Genomic DNA, 21,692 nt, shown 5'->3' on the forward strand with positions numbered 1-21,692 from the left:
CAACTTCGCCCGAGCACGGTTCACTTCATGTGCGTCCACACCCTCACCATGCCCCCAAACAGCACCGCGAGACAGACCTAACGGAGCACTACTAGGGCCTGTCTGACAATTCCCGTCGTCGCCCGGAGGGCGGCCGCGCGGCGTCAGGTGCGTGCTCTGGGGGTCCCCCGGCCGGAGGCTGGGGGAGTGCCGGGCCCTGATCCACGTACTGGACGTACTTGGGTCTGGGCCCGGTGCGGCGAGTGGGGGTCCCCCCGGCCGGAGGCTGGGGGAGCGTGCATGGCGTCGCGTGGCAGGCGGGAATTGTCAGACAGGCCCTAAGGCCGCTGCGGAGGCCGCAGGGGTGTCTCGCCCTGGGCGGAGGCGAAACCTTTCATGCCGCGGATCAGCGCCGAACGGTCCGCGGGGGCCATCGCGGCCAGCACACCGGCCAGGGCCTGGGTGCGCCGGCACGCCACCTCGCCCAGGACGCGGCGGCCCTGCCCGGTGAGGCGCAACCGCACCTCGCGGCGGTTGCGCGGATGCAGCGAACGCTCCAGCATGCCCGCCGCCTCCAGCCGGTCGCACAGCCGGCTGGCGGTGGGCAGCCCGATGTCCATGCGCTCCGCCAGGCCGGTGACGTTGACCTCCGGCGCTCTCTCCAGTGCCTGCAGCGCCCGCAGTTGATGGAGGGAGAACCGTACCGTCGACTCCTGAGCGGCCATGGACCACAGGTCCGCCAGGCGCTCCACGGCATCGGAGATCTCCTGCGCGTCCGCGCTCGGATCGTCAACCGAGCCCACCGCGCGGTCGTCGGCTCCGCCGGGAAGTGTCACGAACACATCGCTTTCAGTGAGACCAGGCGTTTGCGGGGACACCCGTATTCAATCGCTGTACCCAAAGAGGCGCAGTACAACCGGCATGGCCGCGGACGCTCCGCGGCCGGCGTGATCACGAGCGTGCCGACAGCTCCGCGTTGAACTGCGCACCGAAGAGCAGGGCCAGGTTGGCCAGCCACAGCCACACCAGGAAGACCACGACGCCCGCCAGCGAACCGTACAGGCGGTGGTAGGTGCCGGCATGCGAGGTGTAGAAGGCGAACCCGAAGGAGACCGCCAGTACGAGCACCACCGCCAGCGCCCCGCCCGGCGCCATCTTCCGCACCGGACGCGAGGACGCCGGACCCGACCGGTAGAGGACGAGCACCAGGGCGACGGCGACCACGGCCACCACCGGCCACCGCAGCGCGTCCCAGACGGCCTGCGGCCCGGTGCCCAGATCCAGCACCCGGCCGAGCCGCCGGGCCAGACTGCCGGTCAGGAACAACGCCAGCGTGGTCGTGGCGAGCAGCGCGATCAGGACCAGCGCCGTGATGACGATGCGCGGAGCGGTGCGCCAGACCGGCCGGTGCGCGCTGACGCCGTGCATGGCGTGCAACGCCCGGCGGAAGACGCTCAGATAGCTGGAACCCGACCACAGGGCTCCCGCCCCGCCGACGAAGACCAGTGTCCATTCCGCCGACGACTGCTGGGCCATCTCCTCAAGGGTGCTGTGCAGCAGGGCGCGTGACTCCAGCGGAACGGCTTCCGACATGCGGTCGATGACATCGGGCCGGGCCGTCGGCATGGACAGGCCCACGATCGACAGGACCACCAGCAGCACCGGGAACAGGGCCAGGACCGCGTAGTACGTCAACGCGGCGGCCCAGTCCGTGATGTCGTCGTTCCAGACCGCCACCGGTGTACGGCGCAGGGCCGCCCACCAGCGGGCCGCGCGACCGTCTCTTTCATCCATGGGACGGATGCTCTCACCTCTTTTTCCTCGGGCCGCTCGCCCGGGCAGGTTGCCATGGCGGGGGTGGATGCGGGACTGTTGTCGTAAGACATCTATTTTTCGAGAGCAGGAAGGTGGTGAGGCGCGCAGGATGCGCGCCTCCGCTTGTGTCTGCTTCCCCCCACATTTCCGCCCGTCCGCCCGATGCCGGCCACGTGGTCGGTGCGACCTGGACCGAGGCTCCCTACCCGGTCCTGGTCGTCGACCAGCACGGCGTCCTCGTCGACCTCAACGGGGCCGCGCGGATACTCCTGCCCGGTGCGGCCATGGGCGACCGGTTGGACGAGCGGGTTCCCGCCTGGCTCTCCGGTGCCCACGCGCGCCTGGGCGACGCGGGGGCGGCGGGGAGCGGTACGGACGCCGGCCTGCCGAACGGACGTATCAACGGTCGTCACTTCGAGGGGCATCCGACCGCGGCCGGCGGCGGTGACGTGGTGTGGTGGCTGGTGGACGACACGGACCGGCGACTGGCCGAGGCCGCGCTGACCGACACGAGGACCCGGACCGAGATCCTGTCCGAGGTCTCCAGCACCCTGCTGTCCACCATGAACGTGCCACGGTGCATGGAGGCGTCGGCGTCCCTGGCCGCCGCGCACCTGGCCGACGCCGCCGTCGTCGTCGCGCCGCCCCAGGGACGGCGCCACTCGCTGACGTTCGCGAACCGGGGCGGTCCCGTCACCCGGGCCACCCGGCAGGTCGACGTGACCACGGTGCCGGGGCTGGCCGAGGCCCTCCAGGGTTTCCCGCCCGTGTCGGCCCGCTGGATCGACCCCGCCGACATTCCCGACTGGGTCACCCCGGACGGCTTCCCCGGCCCGCTCGGCTCGGTGATCGTCACCCCGCTTCCCGGTCACGGAGTGCCCGCCGGAGCGCTGATCCTGCTGCGGTCCAGCACCGAGCAGTCCTTCACCGAGGGGGAGGAGGTCTTCGCCCGCCTCTTCGCCGCCCGGGCCGGCGCGGCCCTGTCCGCCGCCCGCCTCTACGGCGAACAGGCCGCGGTGACCGCCACCTTGATGCGCGAGCTGCTGCCCCCGACGCTGCGCAGCGTGCACGGCGTCGAGTACGCCGGCGGCTACCGCGCGGCCAGGGACCACGAGCGGGTGGGCGGGGACTTCTACGACGTCCACCCGGGCTCCGACCCCTCCAAGGACACCCTCGTCGTCCTCGGGGACGTCGCGGGCAAGGGGCTGGACGCGGCGGTGCTCACCGGCAAGATCCGCAACACGTTGCACGCCCTGCTGCCGCTGACCGACGACCATCAGCGGGTGCTCGACCTGCTCAACGGCGCCCTGCTCTCCTCCCACCACACCCGTTTCGCGACGCTGGTGCTCGCCTCGGTCCGCCGCCAGGGCGACCGGGTCCGCCTCCGGCTCACCAGCGCCGGGCACCTGCCGCCGCTGATCGTCCGGGCCGACGGCACCGTGGAGGAAGTGGCCACGCACGGTACTTTGGTCGGTGCGCTGCCGGCCGTGACGGCGGACACGGTCCAGACCGTGCTGGAACCCGGCGAGACGTGTCTGCTCTACACCGACGGCATCACCGAGGCGCGCGGCGGCCCGCTCGGCGACGAGTTCTTCGGTGACCACCGGCTGCGGCGGGCCCTGGCCGAATGCGCGGGACTGCCGGCCGAAGCGGTCGTGGAACGGGTGCAGATGCTGGCCGCCCAGTGGCTGGGCGCCGGCCGCCACGACGACATGGCCGCCGTCGTCATCAGGGTTCCCCGAAACGGCCCGCCGGCGGCCGACGACGGGCGGACGGACAGGCGGTACAGCAGGAGGAGTACGTGACAGAGCCCACCGCGGCGGCCGAGCTGACGGACCGGCTGTGGCAGGCGGTGGTCGACGGCGACGAGCACGGGGCCGCCGACATCGTCCACGAGGCGGTGGCCGACGGCGTGACCGAGGAGACGCTGCTGCTCGAGGTGATCGCGCCCGTCCAGGCGAGAGTCGGGTCCGAGTGGGCCGCCGACCGCATCACGGTGGCCCAGGAACACGCCGCCACCGCCATCAACGAACGGGTGATCGCCTCCCTCGCACACCGTCGGCCGGCCCGCGAGCGGCGACTGCCGCACCGGGGCCGGGTGACGGTCAGCTGCATCGACGGCGAATGGCACGCCTTCCCCGCCCGGCTCGTCGCCGAGGTGCTCCACCTCCGCGGCTGGCGGGTCGACTACCTGGGCGCCCAGACCCCGACGCCGCATCTGGTGGCGCACCTGCACCACACCGGCCCCGACGCCGTCCTGCTGTCCGGCTCCATCCCCACCCACCTGCCGGCCGCGCACGCCGCCGTCACCGCCTGTCAGGCCCTCGGTGTCCGGGTCCTGGTCGGTGGCCGCGCCTTCGGCGCGGACGGCCGCTACGCGCGGGCGCTCGGTGCCGACCAGTGGGCGGCCGACGCGCGCGGGGCGGCCGAGGTGCTCGCGTCGGGCCTGCCCAGGTCCCGTCCGGCGGCGATCCGGCAGGTGGCGGACGACCTGCCGCACCTGGCCGACCAGGAGTACACGACGGTCGTCCGGTCCCGCCCCGCGCTCGTCAGGCAGACCCTGGCCGGCCTGACGACCCGTTTCCCGGCCGTGCGCGGCTACGACGACGCGCAACGCGAGCGCACCGCGGAGGACCTCACCCACATCGTCGACTTCCTGGCCACCGCCCTCTACGTCGACGACCCCGAGCTGTTCACCTCGTTCCTGACCTGGACCGCCGACATCCTGGAGGCCAGGCACGTGCCCGCCCGCTCCGTCGTGGCGACCCTCGACGTCCTCGCCGGCCAACTGCGCGAGTTCCCCCGCACCGTCGGCCTCATCAAGGCGGGCGGCGCCGCGCTGCGCGGCCGTCCCACCGTCCCGTCCCCGACCTCGGCACCCGCACATGACTGATTTTCGGCCCACCGAGTTCGCCGTCACCGTCGCCCACGAACCCGCCACGCTGTCCGTGCGGGTGCGCGGCGAACTCGACTACGACACGGGCGACGACCTGATCGACATAGTCGCCGAGCACCTGGCGGCCGACGGCGCGCCGCCCCACGAGGTGCGTGTCGACTTCCACGGCCTGACCTGGATCGACTCCACGGGCCTGGCCGCCCTGCTGATGGTCCACCGCCGTACCAGCGCCGTCGGCGCCACTCTCCGCCTGGACAACCGGCCGGAGGTCCTGGAACGCGTGCTGCGCCTGACCAACGTCCTGGACCACCTCACCGCGGGCGCGAGCGGCCAGGGTCCAGGGTTTCCTCCCGACGCAGGCTCAGTTCGGCCGTGACCCGCTTGCCGTCGTCGAGGAGGACCGTGTCGAACCGCTCGCAGATCCGGGCGACCAGATGCAGGCCGTGCCCCCCGACGCGGTGCGGGTCGGGGTCGAGCGGGCGCGGTCGCCGCGGTGAGCGGTCGTGGACGGTGATCCGCAGCAGGCCGTGCTCCGGGAGCAGTTCCAGCAGGAGCCGGCCGGGGCCGGGGGCGTGGCGCAGCGCGTTGGTGACGAGCTCGCTGACCACGAGCTGTGCGTCCAGGGTGGGTTGGCGGTCCGCGGGGTGGCCTGCCCCGACGAGCAGCGTGCGCACGGCGTGCCGCGCGTGAGCGATGGAGGTGCCTTCGCTGCCCCAGGCGACGCCGTACTGCGACGGCGTCGCCGGGACCGGCTCGTCCGTGGCCTTATTTCCAAGGGGGGTGACCATAGAGTTCCCGTGCGGTGCGTTCGACTTCCTGTCGGCGGGTCGTGGTGCGCTGTATCGTCGGCCCGCGGTGGCCGTGCTCATGGAGATGACCGGTGTCCCGGTGTTGCTCAGGGGTCCGGGTCCAGGACCGTGAAGTGTCCGAGGGTGCCGCTGATGGACAGCAGCCGGCGCACCGGCGGGGGCAGCGGGCCGCGCAGGACGAACGCGCGGCCGGCCGTGTGGTGCCGGCGCCGGCCTTCGAGGAGCGCGTTGAGCAGCATGCTGTCGGCGAAGGTGACCTGAGCGAGGTCCACCACCGTCGTGGCCAGTGCCGCGCGGTCGGCGGCTTCCCAGGCGCTGTCGACGGCCTCCGTGTCGTCGTGGTCCAGCTCTCCGCGCAGGACGACGTGCAGAGCCTGGTCGTGCTGGCTGACGTGGACGTTCATGGCGTGGGCCGCGGGCATGGGGCCATCGTGTCACCTGGGCGTTTGCGCTGCCAAGCCGGTCCGGGGCGGATATCGCGGGCGGTGGGCCCGCTCACAGGAACCGCCGGACCGGGGTGACCGCGGCCTCACCCGCGCGTTGCAGCAACGCCCTGCGTCTCCACCGGGTCAGGTCGATCTCCGCACTGTGTCTCAGGTCCGCCTCGTAGTCGCGGTCGAGCGCGGCGGTGAACTCCTCGTCCAGGACGGCCAGCATGACCTCTTCGTCGTGGTTCATGGACCTGCGGTTGAAGTTGGTCGACCCGATGAGGGAGGCGACCGAGTCCACGGTGATGATCTTGGCGTGCATCATGGTGGGCTGGTACTGGCGGATGTGGACACCGGCCCGCAGCAGACGTGTGTAGTGGTGCTGACCCGCCAGTTGGCAGGCGCGCTGGTCGGTGTACGGGCCGGGCAGCAGGATCTCGACCCGCACTCCGCGCCGGGCGGTCTCGCACAGCAGGCCGATGAAATAGGTGTCGGGCGCGAAGTAGGCGGTGGCCAGCCGGAAGCGTTCCTCCGCCGAGGTGAGCATGACCCGGATGAGGGTCTGCATGTCCTGCCAGCCGATGCTCGCGGAACCGCGGACGACCTGCACCACCGACGAGCCGGTTCCCGCGTGCGCGGTGAAGCGGTCGTGCTCGTCGAAGAGGTCGTCGTGGCACTCCGCCCAGTTCTGTGCGAAGGCGGCCGCGATGCCGTCCACGGCCGGACCGCGGACCCGGACGTGGGTGTCGCGCCACTCGGCGGGGTTGCGGGCGTCGCCGCACCATTCCTCCGCGATGCCGACGCCACCGGTGAAGGCGGTCTCCTCGTCGACGACGAGGGCCTTGCGGTGGCAGCGGTGGTTCTGTTTGAAGGGCGACAGCCACACGGGTTTGCGGAACCAGGCCACCTGCACGCCCGCGTCGCCCATGAGGTCCAGCAGCCGTTGTTCGATCTCCTTGGCGCCGAAGCCGTCGAGCAGCAGCCGTACCCGCACCCCCGCGCGGGCCCGCTCGGCGAGCGCGGCGGCGAAGTCGTGGGCGATCTGCCCGCGCCAGTACACGAAGGTCATCAGGTCGATGGTGTGCCGGGCCGAGCGGATCGCGCCGAGCATCGCGGGGAAGATCTCGTCGCCGTTGCGCAGGGCCGTCAGGTCGTTGCCCTCGGTGGCGGCGACACCGATCAGCCGCTCCAGGCGGCGGCGCAGGCGCTGCTTGCGCGCCGCCACGTCGGGCGCGGCGGCGCGCACCGGGGGCGCCGGTATGCCGTCGAGTATCACGCCGATCCCCCCAAGGGCCGGAAGACAGAAGGTCACGGGCTGCCGGACGAGCCCGAACAACCGGATGCCCGGTCGCAGCCGCCGTACTCCAGCCGTCGCCGTGACGCCCGTCGCGCACGGGCACGCACCGGACGCGGCCCGGGCCGGCGGCCGAGGCGGAGGGTGAAGACCGGGCGCGCAACCGCCAGTTCCAGCCGTTGTCATGGTGCGGTCATGACAACATCGAACGCCGGATGTCAGTCTGCTCTCCAGGTGTTCACCGTGAACACACGGACACCTCGCGAAAAACCCACATCTCGCCCCCACTTCACCGCACGGCAGCGCTGACGCCATCCCGTCGCACCGTGCCTCTTCCGGCTCCACCCGTTCCTCCCTTCACCCGCGCGCCGCCGGACGGCTCGACCCAGCCGCCCCGCTCTCCCGGGCTCCACCGAGCCCGAACACCCCACAGAAGGAGAACGCCATGTTCCGGCAGGACCGTCACCACCGTCGGATCAGACACCGCGTCACCCTGGCGCTGACCGCGGCAACCACCCTGCTCGCGGCCGGACTCCAGACCGGCACCGCCCTGGCCGCGGCCGGCGAACCCGGGCCCGCCGCCGTCCACGCCGCACCCCGGGCCGGCGCGGCCCCCGTCCCGCTCTCCCCGGCCCGACGCACGGCCCTGCTCAGGAGCGCCGCGGCCGACGCACCGGACACCGCGAGGACCCTCGGCCTGGGTGCCGACGAGCGGCTCGTCGTCAAGGACGTCACCCGGGACGCCGACGGCACGACGCACACCCGCTACGAACGCACCTACGCCGGCCTGCCCGTCCTCGGCGGCGACCTGGTGGTCCACGACGACTCCGGCCGTCTGACCGTCTCCCGGGCTTCGAGGGCGGCCCTCTCGATTCCGTCCACCAAGGCGCGGATATCCCCGGCCACGGCGAAGGCCCGGGCACTCGGCGCGGCCGCGAAGGCGGGCGCCGGGCACCGCACGCTCGACGGCCGCCCGCGGCTCGTGGTCTGGGCGGCCTCCGGCAAACCCGCCCTGGCCTGGGAGTCCGTGGTCGGCGGCTTCCAGGACGACGGCACGCCCAACGAACTCCATGTGATCACCGACGCGGTCTCCGGCAAACCGCTCTTCCAGTACCAGGGCATCGAAACCGGCACCGGCACCGGCCAGTTCAACGGGACCGTGCCCCTCGGCACCACGCTCTCCGGCTCCACCTACCAACTCGTCGACGGCGACCGGGCCGGCCACCGCACCTACGACCTGAACCAGGGCACCTCCGGCACCGGCACCCTCTTCACCGACGACAACGATGTCTGGGGCGACGGCACCCCGGCCAACCGGCAGACCGCCGGCGTCGACGTCGCCTTCGGCGCCGCGGCCACCTGGGACTTCTACAAGAACGTCTTCGGCCGCAACGGCATCCGCAACGACGGCGTGGCCGCCTACAGCCGCGCCCACTACGGCAACAACTACGTCAACGCCTTCTGGCAGGACAGCTGCTTCTGCATGACCTACGGGGACGGCGCCGGCAACACCCACCCGCTCACGGCGCTCGACGTCGCCGCGCACGAGATGAGCCACGGCGTCACCGCCGCCACCGCGGGTCTCACCTACTCGGGGGAGTCGGGCGGCCTGAACGAGGCGACCTCGGACATCTTCGCCGCCGCGGTCGAGTTCTACGAGAACCTGCCCGCCGACGTCCCGGACTACCTGGTCGGCGAGCAGATCGACATCAACGGCGACGGCACGCCGCTGCGTTACATGGACAAGCCCTCCAAGGACGGCGCGTCCAGCGACAACTGGAGCCCGTCCCTGGGCGGACTCGACGTCCACTACTCCTCGGGCCCGGCCAACCACTTCTTCTACCTGCTCTCCGAGGGCAGCGGCGCGAAGACCGTGAACGGCGTCGCGTACGACAGCCCCACCTACGACGGCCGGCCGGTGACCGGCATCGGCATCGAGAACGCCCAGCGCGTCTGGTACCGCGCCCTCACCACCTACATGACGTCGAGCACCGACTACGCCGGCGCTCGTACGGCCACCCTCCAGGCGGCGGCCGACCTGTTCGGCGCCTACAGCCCCTCCTACCTCGCCGTGGCCGACGCGTGGGCGGCGATCGACGTGGGCAACCGGATCGCGCTCGGCGTGAACGTGGCCCCGATCGCCGACCAGATCAGCGGCATCGGGCAGGCGGTGTCCCTCCAGGCGGACGCCTACACGACCAACTCCGGCGCCGGCCTGACCTACCGCGCGACCGGTCTGCCGGACGGCCTCACGATCAGCGACACGGGCCTGATATCAGGCACTCCCACCACCCTCGGGACCAGCGACGTCACCGTCACGGTGACCGACGCCACGGGCGCCTCGGCCACCCAGCGCTTCTCCTGGCGGATCGCCTACGTCTACGCCAATGCCACCCGCGTCGACATCCCCGACAACGGCCCCGCGGTGGAGTCCCCGGTCACCGTGACCGGACGCACCGGCAACGCCTCCGCCACCACCCAGGTCTACGTCAAGATCGTCCACACCTACCGCGGCGACCTGACCGTCGATCTCGTCGGCCCCGACGGAACCGCCTACTCCCTGCTCAACCGGAGTGGCGGGTCCGCCGACAACGTCGACCAGACCTTCACCGTCGACGCCTCCGCGCAACCCGTGTCCGGGACCTGGAAGCTCCGCGTCCAGGACCGGGCCGCGATCGACGTCGGCTACATCGAACAGTGGCGGCTCATGCCCTGAGCCCGCCCCGCGCCACCGGTCGTAGGCGTCGGCCCGCGCAGGCGTGGGCCGACGCCTCCCCGTCCGTTCGGTGGACGTCGACTTCTTCGCGCCGGCGGCCACTCGCCGCCGGCGACCCGGCTGCCGAGCCGGATCCCGCGTTCGGCGCGTCCCTCGTCAGGGGGAACGGCGGGCGGCCCGTCGGGCGTGGCACCCGGGCGGGAGCGGGCGCCCGCGCAGCGCCCGTGGAACGGATCGCCGCGGAAACGTGCTGTCCTTCGCCCGGCCGGGTAGCACATAGTGGAGGGTCTTCGTCGATCAACCAGAACGGACGCACGTGACGACCGCGTACAGCGAATCACCTACGGAGCGCGTGCCCGGGCGGGTCTGGACGGTCCGCCTGACCGGACACGCCGACCGGACGGCCACCGTGACCTGCAGCACCGCGGCCTGCCGGATGCCGCCGCGTTCCAAGGACCTCGCGGCGCTGCGCGCGTTCGCCGCCGGGCACGCGGCCGCGCACGCGAGGGCGGCCACCGTCCGGCCCAACGCCCGCTGCCACTGCGGCGCACAGCAGTGCGAGGCCCACCCGGACACCAGGACGCAGTGCGCGGGCGGTGTGGCGCTGGTCCTCCAGCACGACCCGGCCGTCGGGCGGGTCTGGACGCTGGAGGAGATCTGCGAGGCGTGCGCCCGCGTCCTCCCGCACATCAGCGTCCTCGCCCGCGCCCAGCGGCCGAGCCGTACCGCCGCCGGGCGGCCCGCCGAGCAGCAGCCGCCCGCCGCCGCGCGGCCGGGGATCCCCGGCGGTTTCTCGTCGCTCGCCGCCGGGCCGTCCGACGAGGGACCCCGGCCCGCACGACGCCCCCGGCGGGCGCCCCGCCCGTCCCGCGGCCGGCCCCGGGGCGAGGGCCGCTGACCCGGCCCCGGCACGGTCCGGGCGGCCGGCGCACCGCACACTCGTCCGGTTCGTACCGCGGTGGTGCCCGCCCGGCCGTCTGTCGCCTATGCACGGGCAACGGCGGGTACGTCTGCGATGATGCGCCGTGCCGGTCCGGTCACCGGGGGAGGATTTCGCAGACGTGTCCGCACAGAGCCGCCAACAGAGCCGTCGGTCCAAGGCGTTGTCCGTGCTGCCGTTCGCGGTCATGGGCGCGGTCGCCGTGGCGGACGTGCTGGCCGGCCCGTCACTCGGCTTCCTGCCGCTGGTCTCGGTGGGACCCGCCTTCGCCCCCCTCGTGGGGGGCTGGCGGCGCACCGCGTGCGTCGGCGGACTCTCCCTGCTGCTGTGCGTCGCACTCGGCTGGGTCGACGACCTGACCGACATGCGGCGCGGAGCCATGGCCGTCGGCTCCGTCCTGGGGGTCACCGTCGCCGGACTGGTGGCCGTGTCCATGCGCCGCCGGCGGGAGGCCGAACTCGAAAGCGTCCGGTCGATCGCCGAGGCCGCGCAGCGGGTCCTGCTCAAGCCCGTGCCCAAGCTCGCCGGGCGGCTGCGGGCGGCCGTCTCCTACACGTCCGCCGTGGCCGAGGCCCGGATCGGCGGAGACCTGTACGAGGTCGTCGCCGCGCCGCAGGGCGTGCGGGTGATCGTCGGGGACGTCCAGGGCAAGGGGCTGGAGGCGGTGGAGACGGCGGCGCTGGTCCTCGGGGCGTTCCGCGAGGCGGCCCTCGACGAGGCGGATCTGGAGGAGGTCGGCAGCAGGCTGGCCCGCTCCGTCGACCGGCAACTGGACGGCGAGCGGTTCGTCACCGCCGTGCTCGCCGAGGTCAGCGCCCACCAGGTGACCTTCCTCAACTTCGGCCATCCCGCGCCGATGCTGGTCCGCGACGACGGCACGGTCGACCTGCCCGAACCGGAGACCCACGCACTGCCGCTGGGCCTGGGCGCACACGGCGTCGCCGGACCACAGCCCTACCGGGCGAGTTTCCTGCCGGGTGACCAACTGCTGCTGTACACCGACGGCATCATCGAGGCCCGGGACCGGGGCGGACGCTTCTACCCGCTCGCCGAACGCGCCCACCTGCTCAAGGAGCAGGACCCCGAGGCTGCCCTGGAAACCCTGCGCCAGGACCTCCTCCAGCACATGAACGGCCCGCTCCAGGACGACGCCGCCATGCTGCTGCTCCGCTACCGGTGAGGCGCGCCCGGCCGATCCGCCGGCCCGCTGGGGACTCCGAAACCCTTGACCGCATTGGTCCAGTCCAATAACGTCACCCCCCACCGGACCCCACCCCCCAACCGTCACGTTCCTGACGGCCCCCCATGTCCGCGGGAGGACCTGTGGTTTCCCGACGTACCTTTCTGACCGCGGCCGGTACCGCCGCCGCGGCCGCGCTCACCCCCCTCTCGGCCCGCGCCGCCACAGCGGCGGCAGCGGGCCTCCCACTCCCCGTGAAACTGGCGAACAACTCCGGCCACGACACCGTCTACGCCTACATCTCCGGCTCCGACAGCAGCGGCTGGCCCGTCTTCGTCTCCGCTAACGGCGCCCTGAACCGGCTGCCCAACCCGTCGTCCACGGTGACCCCCGTCGCCGACCACTCCATCCCCCTGGGCGCCTCCGGTTCGGCCGCCACCACCGTCAACCTGGCCGACTACGTCATAGGCGGCCGGGTCTGGTTCTCGGTCGGGCAGAAACTCCAGTTCTTCGTCAACCCGGGCACCGTCCCCGGCCTGGTGCAGCCCGCCCTGGTCAGCTCCGATCCCAACTGGGCCACCAACTGGACGTTCTGCGAGTTCACCTTCAACAGCGCCAACCTCTACGCCAACATCTCCTACGTCGACATGGTCGCGCTGCCCGTCTCGATGGCCAGCACCGGCAGCGGCGGCAACCAGTCGGTCAGCCCACTGCCCTCGGGCGCCCTCTCCGCCATCGCCTCCGGCCTGCGCGCCCAGCACGCCTCCGACGGAGCGCCCTGGGACCGACTGGTGGTCACCGACTCCTCCGGCGCCGTCCTGCGCGTCCTGTCGCCCGCGCACTCACCGGTCGACTTCGGCGGTTACTGGGACGACTACCTGAACCGGGTCTGGAGCCACTACGCGGCCACCCCGCTGAGAGTCAACGGCCAGGGCGCGATCGGCTCCTACACCGGGACCGTCTCCGGCGGGGCCATCGTCTTCTCCGGCCTCGACACCAACGGTGTGCCGTTCACCAAGCCGAGCGCCGCCGACATCTTCGGCTGCGCCTCCGGTCCCCTCTACAACTCGGGGCCGGACGCGCGCGGAGCGATCGCCGCCCGGCTGGCCGCCGCGCTCAACCGGAGCTCCCTGCTGGTCCCGGGCGGGAACAACCAGCCCGACGGCGTGGCACCCGCCCAGTACTACCAGGACGCGATCACCAACCACTACGCACGGCTCGTCCACCAGTACGCCACCATCGGCTACGCCTTCCCCTACGACGACGTCGGCCCCACCGGCTCGGCCCCGGTGGACGGCCACCTCCAGGACGGCGCACCCACCTCATGGACCGTCACTCTGGGCGCCGGCGCGGGCAGTGGACCGGGCAGTCCGGGCTCGGGCACCGTCAGCGCGTACAGCACCATCCAGGCCGAGTCCTACTCGGCGCAGAGCGGCACCTCGACGGAGAGCTGCTCCGACACGGGCGGAGGCAGCGACGTGGGCTACATCTCGAACGGCGACTGGCTCAAGTTCTCGTCCGTCGACTTCGGTTCGGTCTCGCCGAACCAGTTCAAGGCCCGGCTGGCGTCGGGCGCCGCCTCCGGTGTCAGCGGCGCCGTACAGGTGCGCCTCGACAGCACCGGGGGCACGAAGATCGCCGAGATCGACTTCGCCAACAACGGCGGCTGGCAGAACTGGCAGACGGTGCCCGCGAACATCGTCGCCCCCGCCACCGGCGTCCACGACGTCTACCTGGTCTTCGCGGGCAGCAGCTCGGACTTCACCAACATCAACTGGTTCACCTTCACCAGCTGATCAAGGCCGGGAGCCCGGCCGGGATGGGCCTGGCCGGGCGCCCACCGGTGCCGGCCCCGGTCCTGCCCCCCGTGACCGCCGGTCTCGCGAACGGAACGTGCGCGGGCGACCAGAGGGGAGCGCGGGCTGCGCCGCGGCCGTCCGGCCGGTCGCTGCCGAGGCCGAGACCGCGGTGCGCACCGTCCGCCGTACTGCCCTGGAGAACCGCGGTCGCGTGTCCCCGGGGCCGCGGAGAGGGGCCTTCGAACCGGCCGCGAAGGCATGTGTGGGGGACGAGCGCGCAGGAGCGCGGTCATCCTGTCGCGGCCACGGCCGCCCGCGGCGAGACTCTGCTCGGGATCGTGCCAGCGGACACGGTCTGCGCCATCAGCAACAGAAAGGGCCGGCCAGTGAACCGACCGCCGTTCTCACCCGTCGTCGCCATGTCGGCCAGGCAGAGCCTGGGGCTGTCGCCCCAGCAGGTGACGGAGCAGATGAACGCCTGCGGGATTCCCGTCGACATCTCGGTGATCCACGCGTGGGAGGTCGGCGAGTACCGCCCCACCGAGGACGAGTTGTTCGTCCTCGCGGACGTCCTCTGGTGCCGGACCACGGAACTGATGGAGATCCAGGACCCGCGCACCCTGAGGGAGCACCGCCTCGCGCGCCGGCTCACCGCCGCGAAGGTCGCCCACTCCGTGGGAATGGAAACGGCCGCGTACGAGCGGGCCGAGGAGACGCACAGCTGGACCGGTGACGGCCGGCAGACAGCGGCTCTGCTGCGCGTACTCGACCTCACCCTGCACCAGCTGGCCAGGGCCACCGGACAGCCCGGTGCACCGGGAGCCGCCCCCGTGACCGGATCGGTCCGCACCGGGACCCGATGAGGCCTGTCGCCCCGGTGACCCCGCCGGTCAGGCTTGGGGCATGACCCGAGCCTTGATCGTCATCGACGTCCAGGAATCCTTCCGCGCCCGCCCGCTGTGGGAGACCATCTCCGATCCGAAGATCGCCCATCAGGTCGACCGACTGGTCCGGCTCGCCCGCCGGGCGGGCGACCTGGTGGTGTGGGTGCTGCACTCCGAGCCCGGCAGCGGCGATGTCTTCGACCCCGCCCTCGGCCACGTCCGGCTGATGGAGGAGTTGCGGCGCCTGGACACCGAACCGCTCCTCCACAAGACCTCGCACAACGCCTTCACCACCACCAACCTGCAACAACTCCTCACCGAGCGCGGCATCCGGGAACTCACGGTCTGCGGCATCCGGACCGAGCAGTGCGTCGAGACCACCACCCGCGTCGCGAGCGACCTCGGCTACTCGGTCACCTTCGTCGTCGACGCCACCGCGACCAACCCCATCGCCCACCGCGACGCCCCCGCCGGCCGGAGCGTCGCCGAACTGCTGGCGGACCCCCGCACCCTGAGCGCCGAAGAGATCATCAGGCGCACCGAGTACGCCCTGGCCGGACGCTTCGCCACCATCGCCACCGTCGGACAACTGGAGGCCTCGGCCGAACCCGGGGCATGATGACCGGATCGTGAGTCACATCGTCTTCCTCCTGCTGCCCGGGGTCCATCTGCTGGACCTGGCGGGCCCCGCGCAGGTCTTCTCCACGGCCTCCGACTTCGGGCAGCCCTACACACTCGGCTACGTCGCCGAACAGCCGCAGGTGCGCACCGCCCAGGGGCTGCCCCTGCTGGCCGGGCTGGACTGGCCGGAGCTCGGCCCCGAGGACCTGATCGTGGTGCCCGGCTGGCGGGCGCGCACCCTGGCCGACAGTCCCGGCCTCGGCGCGGACTCCCTGAAGGCGCTCAGGGACCACCACGCCGGCGGCGGGACCGTCGCCAGTGTGTGCGCGGGAGCCGAGGCGCTCGGTCGGGCCGGCCTGCTCGACGGCCGCCGCTGCACCACCCACCACGACGTGCAGGACGAACTGGCGCGCCGCTACCCCAGGGCGACCGTCGTGCGCGACGTGCTGTACACCGCCGACGACCGGGTGGTCACCTCGGCCGGCATCGCCAGCGGCATCGACCTGGCCCTGCACATGGTCGCCACCCGGCACGGCCCCGCCGTAGCCGCGCAGGTGGCCAGGGACATGGTCGTCTACGCGCGGCGCAACGGCCATGAACCACAGGCCAGCGCCATGCTCAGGTACCGGTCCCACCTCGACGACACCGTGCACCAGGCCCAGGACCTGCTCGACGCCCGCTTCGACCGGCCCCTGCCGCTGTCCGCGCTGGCCGCGACGGTGGGCGTGAGCGAACGCACCCTCACCCGTCTCTTCACCCGTGCCACCGGCGGCCTCACCCCGCTGCGCTACCAGCAGACCCTCCGCCTGGAACGCGCCGAACACCTCATCAGCCACGGCGCCACCGTCGACGCCGCCGCCCGCGCGGTCGGCTTCGAGGACCCCCGTATGCTGCGCCGCCTGAGAGCACGCCGGCCCTGACCGGCCCGGGTCACCGCTGACACTGATGTTCGACATCGGACGCTTTACCCGTCAGGCACCTAGTAGGTACCATCGACGCCATGCCTTCCCTGAACGTCTCTTTCACCGACGAGGAACTCGAGGGTGTCCGGGCCGCGGCCGCCGCGGAGGGCAAGAGCCTCAAGCAGTACCTGCACGACCTCGGAGTCCGCGAGATGCAGCGCAAGCGGTTCGTCGCCGGTGCGACCGAATGGGCCGACCGGTTGCGCGGGGAGTTCGACGAGGCCTTCCCCGACGAGGTGCCACCCGCCGAGCGTGGCGACGGGGCTGCCGCCGCCTGATGCCTCCCCTCTACATCGACGTCTCCTGGCTGCTGGACGTCCAGGAGAGCGCGCTCGGCCACGACGACCTGAGCGTCTCCGACTACTCGGCGCTGGTGGCCGCCGTGGCCCGGCACCGGACCCGGCTGCCCACCCTGGCGGCGGCCGACCCGGACACGGCGTGGCGAGCCGCGGCGCTCCTGCACACGATCGTCCGCCTGGAGCCGCTGCCGCACCGCAACAGCCTGTACGCCGCGTTCATCGCGGCCCAGTACATGGCGCAGGCCGGCGAGGGCATCGATCCGCCCTACGGCGCGCTGCCCGACCTGGTCCGCAAGGTCCGCGACACCCGCATCGGCGTCCAGGACGTCGCCGACCGGCTGCGCGGCTGGAAGCTGTAGCCGGTCCGGCCGCCCCGCCGCGTATTCGGTGACGACCGGCGGGAACTCGACGGGGCCCTGGGGCGACCGGGCGATCATCCGCCCATTCTCACGCACCGGCCACCCTCGGTAGGTTGAACCCTGGGAGAACCGCGGAGGGTGTGCGAGTGGCGCCCCGTGGGACGAGAACGGAACGGGGGCGGCACGTGAACACCGGGACGGGTTCGGCCGACGACCCCGCCGGGACCGGGACCGGGGCCGGGACCGGAACCGGGACACGGCGGCGCGGGAGCCGGGTGGTGTCGGCCCCGCCCGACAGCGCGGCCGCCGCACGTCTCGCCTCGTTGCAGCGGACGGCCGGAAACACGGCCGTCGTCAGGATGTTGACAAGAGGCCGGACGCCTGCGGAGGAGGACCGGTAGGCACCGGGGTCTGCCCCTTCGTACCTTCCGCGGCGCCGCCCCGCTGATCTAGAACAGAGAGCTCGGCAACGGGAAGTTCGGCGAGGAGGACCCCCCATGCGCTCGGTCGCGCGGGATCACCACCACCCTGGTGCACGAGGGCAGGAAGCCCCGCGTGCGGCGTCACCGCCCGCCGGCCTGAGCGGCCCCTGGATACAGCACCTTCAGCGCGTCGCCGCGGGCGAGCACACCTCGTCCCCCGGACACACCCGGCCCGGTGCGACGACCGTCCAGCGCGCGGGAGCCTCGGCCGCGAACGAACCGAACACCGAGGAAGCCGAACAGAGCGCGGACACCGACCAGTCGGGCAAGGAGATCATCACCAGGCTGAGCACTTCGATCGAACAGCACACCGTCCAGACGAAGTCGAAACGGAACATCTTCGCGCCGGGCACCTGGTGGCCCGAACAGTGGCTCGTCGAGGGCCCCACCCGGCTGCGCAAGACCCTGGACCGCCGCGTGCTGCGCGGCGAGGCGTTCAACGAGCAGGACCTGGACGACATCAGGCAGCTCTCCGACGTCAACCCGAAGTGGCTCAAGTCCGTGGGCATCGGCACCTACGCCGACGCGGAGGCGTACCTCAAGGGGAGCTTCAAGGACTGGTTGCAACTGAGCGCGGGCAAACGTGTCCTCACCGCGACGCTGGCCGTCCGCGCGAACCACCCGGCCGTCCGCGAGGCGGCCACGCCGCCGATCAGCCCGGACTACACGCTCGGCCGGTTCATGCTGACCCAGGCGCCCGGCACCTCGGCCGACGAACGCAAGCTCCTGGAAGCCGAGCGCGACCAGCAGATCCGGGAAACCGCCGTCGACTCCCTGTATCCGGCAGGCATGGCCCCCGAGCGCCGGCACGGCGGCGCCATCCCGGAGGAAGGCAGCCCGGTCGGCAAGGGTGGCAAGGAGACGGCGCCCGACTACGTCCGCAAGGACGGCAGGGCCCGCGAGATGCTCACCAAGATCCTGCTGATCCTGCGCAACGGGCTGAAGCTCTACGACCCCGCGCAGGGCAAGCACCAGGTGAACTACGAACAGGACGTCATCCGCGCCCTGGCGCACGGAGGCCGGGTCAACGTCCGTATCCCGGCGCTGAGTTCCAAGGACGACCCGGCCTACTGGCTCCCCCACTTCCTCGGCGTCACGAAGGACGCCACCAAGGGCGAGACCGCCGAGGACGTCTCGGAGCGCGGCTTCGCCACTCACCGCACCTCCATCGGAGCCAACAAGGGCGACCAGCCGGGCACGTTCAAGGAGAAGGGCGGCATCCTGGCGTCCGCCACCAACAAACTCGCGTTCGGCGCCGCCAGCCCCAAACTCTGGGGGCAGGACTTCTCCGGCGGTGGCCTCGGCTCCAAGGACTGGAACGGCGACATGGTCCTGCCGAACGGCTCCTACGGACACGTCCTGCTGGTCTACCACCGCCCCACCGTGGACCGCGACGGCTCGCTCCAGATCGGCATCGAGACCATCAAGCCGCACGCCGACAGCCCGGTCGGGTACGAGCACGACTTCCGTTCCACCGAGGCCACCTCGAACCCGGAGTCCGTGCTGCACGGCCACAAGGGCGACAAGGTGGGATCCGGCGGTCTCGGGAAGAACGAACGCTTCGTCGACCTGCGGGAGATGGGAGCCGCCCACGGCGGCGACTGGCGTGCCTACCTGGACGAGGTCAAACAGGACTGGGACAAGGCCCTCGCCGAGACCGAGGACGGTTCGAAGGAACGCCGAGCCCTCTATGAAAGCCTCGTCGGACCCCGCCCGAAGCCGTAGCCGTAGCCGTAGCCGTAGCCGTAGCCGTAGCCGTAGCCGTAGCCGTAGCCGTAGCCGCGACCCCGACTCCGGCCGCGGGCCTGGCCGCACCCCGCGTCGTGCGCGACGCCCTCAGTCGCTCTGGCCCTGGTCGTCGGTGAGCGAGATCTCGACACCGCCGTCGTACGGGGCGGTCAGGTTGTACAGGAAGCCGACCAGGGCCGTCAGGCAGGAGCCCAGGACGACTTCGAGCACGATGACCGTCGTCGAGACGGTCAGCCAGATGCCCGGTCGCGGCAGGGCGTCGGGGGCGATGAGCGTGGCCACGCCCCAGGCGACGGTCGAGGCGACGGCAGTGGCCGCGCCGAGGCCGCCGACGACCAGGACGCCCATCCGCGCGACGGACCCGCGTCCGACCGCGGATATGCGCGCCCGCACGGTCCGTGGCCGCGGCTTCGGTGAGGAGCGCCGTCCGTGGGGTCGTAGGACCGTACCGGTTGCCGTCGGCTGGGCACCGTCGGCCGCGGCCGCGGCTGCCTGCGCCCTGGTGGCGTGGCCGACGTCGGCCACGGCAGAGGGCTCGGCACGGACGGGTCCGGCCGCTGCCGCCTCGGTCGCGGAGGGCGTGGCCGGTGTCGGCGCCGGGTGCGCGGCGGGAGGAGCGGCGGTGGTGGCTGCCGGGGCGAGGCCAGGGGTGCCGGGCGGCGTCGCCGGTGACGCGGTCTCGTCTCCGGCGGGGGAGGAACCGGTCGCGGGGCCCGGCCGGGCGTCGGCGGTCTCGGCGGTGCGGTGCGCGTCGGCGATGCGGGCGGTGCCGCCGGGCGTGGGGGTGACCCGGCGGGGGGCGGTGTGTCGTCTGCGTTTGGCGCGACTCATGCGCGTCTCCCTGAGTGGCCCGGCGCTCTCGTGAGCCTGTTCCGTGTCGCACGGCCCGCGTCGGCCGCCCGGCGGCCTGGGGGCCTGCTGGTCGTTGCTTCGACGGTAGGCGCTCGTGTCCGATCGCGCATCAGCGGTGACGCACGGTCACCCTCCGCGGTGCGTGTCGGGACGCCGCCAGGGCTCGAAAACGGTGCCCTGCGGCCTCAGTCCGGCCGCGGTGCCCCGTCGCCCGGCCCGAACAGCAGCCGGACGAAGTCGGTGACCGGCCCGACGATGTCGAGGTCCTGGTCGAGGAGCCACTGCAACTGGAGCCCGTTGAGCACCGCCTGGAAGAGGATCGCGGCGCTCTCGGGGGTGCACCCTCACGCAGTCCGCCGCGGGCCGCCTCGTCGGCAAACTGGACCACGTCAGCGCCGCGATCGACACCGTCTCGGACTGGCGGCGCCGCCCGGACGGCGGGATCGACCTCTCGGTGACCGTCCCTCCCAACACGGAGGCCGAGATCCGGGTGCCACCGGGCCCGCGCGGGCTCGTACCGCTTCAGGTCCTGACCCGGGTCCCGCCGGCGGGAGCGCGGCCGGCGGTCAGGCGGCCGGGTCGGCCGGGGCGGGCGACAGGTGCTCGTGCACGGCGTGCCAGCCGCCGTCCTCCGCGCGCCGCAGGACGATGGTCTCGCGCTCCCGCAGCGTCTCCTCCCCGGCCCGGGTGGAGACGCGGGTGGTCACCGAGTGGGTGAACACGGCGGTGTCGCCGAAGAGCTGGAGCCGCCGGTCCCTCGAGTCGCAGGCGAGGACGCGGAAACCGTCCTGCTCGCTCCACTCGCGCCACAGCTCGCGGTACTCCTTGGTGGAGTCCAGACGCCGGTCGGTGGTGTGGAAGACGAAGCTGGCGTCGGCCGAGAAGGCGTCGAAGTAGTCGTCGGTGCGGCCCTCGGCGAAGGCGGCGATCAGCGCGTCGGCCGCGGCGAGGGCCGCGTCGTGGTCGTTCTTCATGGCTGCTGCTCCGGGATCCGGGCCACGGCGCGGACGGGTGCGCCGTCCGCGCCGGGCAGGTGGAGGGGGAAGAGGCTGACGTGGACGTCGTGGCCGGCCCGCTGGGCGTCGAGGACCTCGGCCAGGTTGGTGAGGTTCTCGGCGATGACGGCGCCCGCGCCGCACAGGACGCGGTGGGCGGGCAGGGTCTCGCCGGGCGTGGGGTCGACGCTGAGCGCGTCGATGCCGACGGTGCGCACCCCGCGGGCGACGAGCAGCCCGGCCGCCTCGCGGGTCAGGTAGGGGTGGTCGTGGTAGGCATCGGTGCCCCAGTGGGCGGACCAGCCGGTGGCGAGCAGCACGATCCGGTCCTCGGGGACGTCGGCGAGCAGGTCCGCCCCGACGGCCGTCCGGGGCGGCAGGCCCCGCAGGTCGACCACGTGGGCGGGGCCGTCGAAGCGGTCCAGGGGGAGCCGGTCCAGCGCGGGCAGGCCGTCCTCGATGTGGGAGGGGGCGTCCACGTGCGTGCCGGACTGCGAACCCAGCCGCAGGTGGAGGACGTTGACGCCGTCCTCGGCCGCGGTGAGGGCGGGCCGGATGTCCACCTGCGGGTCCCCCGGGTAGACCGGCATGCCGGTGCGCAGGGGCACGGACAGGTCGATCAGCCGCACCCCG

Annotated in this window: 20 protein-coding genes and 2 pseudogenes; 14 read left to right on the top strand and 8 right to left on the bottom strand. The window is 72.6% G+C overall.

Going from position 1 to position 21,692, the window contains the following annotated elements:
* Positions 1 to 317 precede the first annotated feature (317 nt).
* Positions 318 to 815 carry a MarR family transcriptional regulator gene (locus AB0958_RS34200; RefSeq protein ID WP_366894354.1) on the bottom strand — a complete coding sequence of 166 codons (498 nt, stop codon included), beginning with the start codon at positions 813 to 815 and terminating at the stop codon, positions 318 to 320.
* 115 nt (positions 816 to 930) lie between these two features.
* The gene (locus AB0958_RS34205) at positions 931 to 1,773 is read right to left on the bottom strand and encodes a YihY/virulence factor BrkB family protein (protein ID WP_366894355.1); all 843 of its coding nucleotides are present in this window, start codon (positions 1,771 to 1,773) and stop codon (positions 931 to 933) included.
* A gap of 194 nt (positions 1,774 to 1,967) precedes the next feature.
* On the opposite strand from AB0958_RS34205, the gene AB0958_RS34210 reads away from it, so the two are divergent.
* The 3 genes from AB0958_RS34210 to AB0958_RS34220 are packed head-to-tail and all read left to right on the top strand — an operon-like array spanning position 1,968 to position 5,066.
* On the top strand, positions 1,968 to 3,599 hold the full coding sequence (locus AB0958_RS34210) for a PP2C family protein-serine/threonine phosphatase (RefSeq protein ID WP_366894356.1): 1,632 nt from the start codon (positions 1,968 to 1,970) through the stop codon (positions 3,597 to 3,599).
* Positions 3,596 to 4,687, top strand: coding sequence for a B12-binding domain-containing protein (locus tag AB0958_RS34215; protein WP_366894357.1), 1,092 nt, complete (start codon positions 3,596 to 3,598; stop codon positions 4,685 to 4,687). The genes AB0958_RS34210 and AB0958_RS34215 overlap by 4 nt, the downstream gene beginning before the upstream one ends.
* On the top strand, positions 4,680 to 5,066 hold the full coding sequence (locus tag AB0958_RS34220) for an STAS domain-containing protein (RefSeq protein WP_366894358.1): 387 nt from the start codon (positions 4,680 to 4,682) through the stop codon (positions 5,064 to 5,066). Before AB0958_RS34215 ends, AB0958_RS34220 begins: the two co-directional genes overlap by 8 nt.
* On the opposite strand, the gene AB0958_RS34225 is transcribed toward AB0958_RS34220, so the two are convergent.
* The 3 genes from AB0958_RS34225 to AB0958_RS34235 form a co-directional block, all read right to left on the bottom strand.
* Complete coding sequence (locus tag AB0958_RS34225; RefSeq protein WP_366894359.1) at positions 5,002 to 5,478, bottom strand: ATP-binding protein; 477 nt, start codon at positions 5,476 to 5,478, stop codon at positions 5,002 to 5,004. The genes AB0958_RS34220 and AB0958_RS34225 overlap by 65 nt on opposite strands.
* A 107-nt stretch (positions 5,479 to 5,585) precedes the next feature.
* On the bottom strand, positions 5,586 to 5,921 hold the full coding sequence (locus AB0958_RS34230) for an STAS domain-containing protein (RefSeq protein WP_366894360.1): 336 nt from the start codon (positions 5,919 to 5,921) through the stop codon (positions 5,586 to 5,588).
* A gap of 73 nt (positions 5,922 to 5,994) precedes the next feature.
* A complete protein-coding gene (locus AB0958_RS34235; RefSeq protein ID WP_366894361.1) occupies positions 5,995 to 7,203 on the bottom strand; it encodes a phospholipase D-like domain-containing protein in 1,209 nt (402 codons plus the stop codon).
* A 463-nt stretch (positions 7,204 to 7,666) separates the two neighbouring features.
* On the opposite strand from AB0958_RS34235, the gene AB0958_RS34240 reads away from it, so the two are divergent.
* From AB0958_RS34240 to AB0958_RS34285, 10 genes and pseudogenes are all read left to right on the top strand, one after another.
* Positions 7,667 to 9,937: a M4 family metallopeptidase gene (locus AB0958_RS34240; protein ID WP_366894362.1), complete on the top strand. Its 2,271-nt coding sequence runs from the start codon at positions 7,667 to 7,669 to the stop codon at positions 9,935 to 9,937.
* Between the two features lie 352 nt (positions 9,938 to 10,289).
* Positions 10,290 to 10,835 carry a hypothetical protein gene (locus tag AB0958_RS34245; RefSeq protein WP_366894363.1) on the top strand — a complete coding sequence of 182 codons (546 nt, stop codon included), beginning with the start codon at positions 10,290 to 10,292 and terminating at the stop codon, positions 10,833 to 10,835.
* 229 nt (positions 10,836 to 11,064) lie between these two features.
* Positions 11,065 to 12,057 carry a PP2C family protein-serine/threonine phosphatase gene (locus tag AB0958_RS34250; protein ID WP_366894385.1) on the top strand — a complete coding sequence of 331 codons (993 nt, stop codon included), beginning with the start codon at positions 11,065 to 11,067 and terminating at the stop codon, positions 12,055 to 12,057.
* A gap of 27 nt (positions 12,058 to 12,084) precedes the next feature.
* Positions 12,085 to 13,853, top strand: a pseudogene (locus AB0958_RS34255) (beta-1,3-glucanase family protein).
* 389 nt (positions 13,854 to 14,242) lie between these two features.
* Positions 14,243 to 14,719, top strand: coding sequence for a helix-turn-helix transcriptional regulator (locus AB0958_RS34260; protein ID WP_366894364.1), 477 nt, complete (start codon positions 14,243 to 14,245; stop codon positions 14,717 to 14,719).
* Positions 14,720 to 14,759: 40 nt separating this feature from the next.
* Positions 14,760 to 15,359, top strand: coding sequence for an isochorismatase family protein (locus AB0958_RS34265; protein ID WP_366894365.1), 600 nt, complete (start codon positions 14,760 to 14,762; stop codon positions 15,357 to 15,359).
* 10 nt (positions 15,360 to 15,369) lie between these two features.
* Positions 15,370 to 16,281 carry a DJ-1/PfpI family protein gene (locus AB0958_RS34270; RefSeq protein ID WP_366894366.1) on the top strand — a complete coding sequence of 304 codons (912 nt, stop codon included), beginning with the start codon at positions 15,370 to 15,372 and terminating at the stop codon, positions 16,279 to 16,281.
* Positions 16,282 to 16,361: 80 nt separating this feature from the next.
* Complete coding sequence (locus AB0958_RS34275; RefSeq protein WP_046727032.1) at positions 16,362 to 16,601, top strand: hypothetical protein; 240 nt, start codon at positions 16,362 to 16,364, stop codon at positions 16,599 to 16,601.
* Complete coding sequence (locus AB0958_RS34280; protein ID WP_132890845.1) at positions 16,601 to 16,981, top strand: toxin Doc; 381 nt, start codon at positions 16,601 to 16,603, stop codon at positions 16,979 to 16,981. The genes AB0958_RS34275 and AB0958_RS34280 overlap by 1 nt, the downstream gene beginning before the upstream one ends.
* 497 nt (positions 16,982 to 17,478) lie before the next feature.
* The gene (locus AB0958_RS34285; protein ID WP_366894367.1) at positions 17,479 to 19,188 is read left to right on the top strand and encodes a PE-PGRS family protein; all 1,710 of its coding nucleotides are present in this window, start codon (positions 17,479 to 17,481) and stop codon (positions 19,186 to 19,188) included.
* Positions 19,189 to 19,299: 111 nt separating this feature from the next.
* On the opposite strand, the gene AB0958_RS34290 is transcribed toward AB0958_RS34285, so the two are convergent.
* Entirely contained in the window at positions 19,300 to 20,043 is a 744-nt protein-coding gene (locus AB0958_RS34290; RefSeq protein WP_366894368.1) for a DUF3566 domain-containing protein, read from the bottom strand.
* Between the two features lie 400 nt (positions 20,044 to 20,443).
* On the opposite strand from AB0958_RS34290, the pseudogene AB0958_RS34295 reads away from it, so the two are divergent.
* A pseudogene (locus AB0958_RS34295) lies at positions 20,444 to 20,566 on the top strand (alpha-L-rhamnosidase C-terminal domain-containing protein); the annotation flags it as partial.
* A 64-nt stretch (positions 20,567 to 20,630) separates the two neighbouring features.
* Here AB0958_RS34295 and AB0958_RS34300 read toward each other — a convergent pair.
* Together AB0958_RS34300 and AB0958_RS34305 are read right to left on the bottom strand one after the other, a co-directional pair.
* A complete protein-coding gene (locus AB0958_RS34300; protein WP_366894369.1) occupies positions 20,631 to 21,038 on the bottom strand; it encodes a nuclear transport factor 2 family protein in 408 nt (135 codons plus the stop codon).
* Positions 21,035 to 21,688, bottom strand: a complete 654-nt coding sequence (locus AB0958_RS34305) for a cyclase family protein (protein WP_366894370.1) — start codon at positions 21,686 to 21,688, stop codon at positions 21,035 to 21,037. The genes AB0958_RS34300 and AB0958_RS34305 overlap by 4 nt, the downstream gene beginning before the upstream one ends.
* Positions 21,689 to 21,692 lie beyond the last annotated feature (4 nt).

It is taken from the genome of Streptomyces sp. NPDC006655 (assembly GCF_040703965.1).
Lineage (GTDB): Bacteria > Actinomycetota > Actinomycetes > Streptomycetales > Streptomycetaceae > Streptomyces.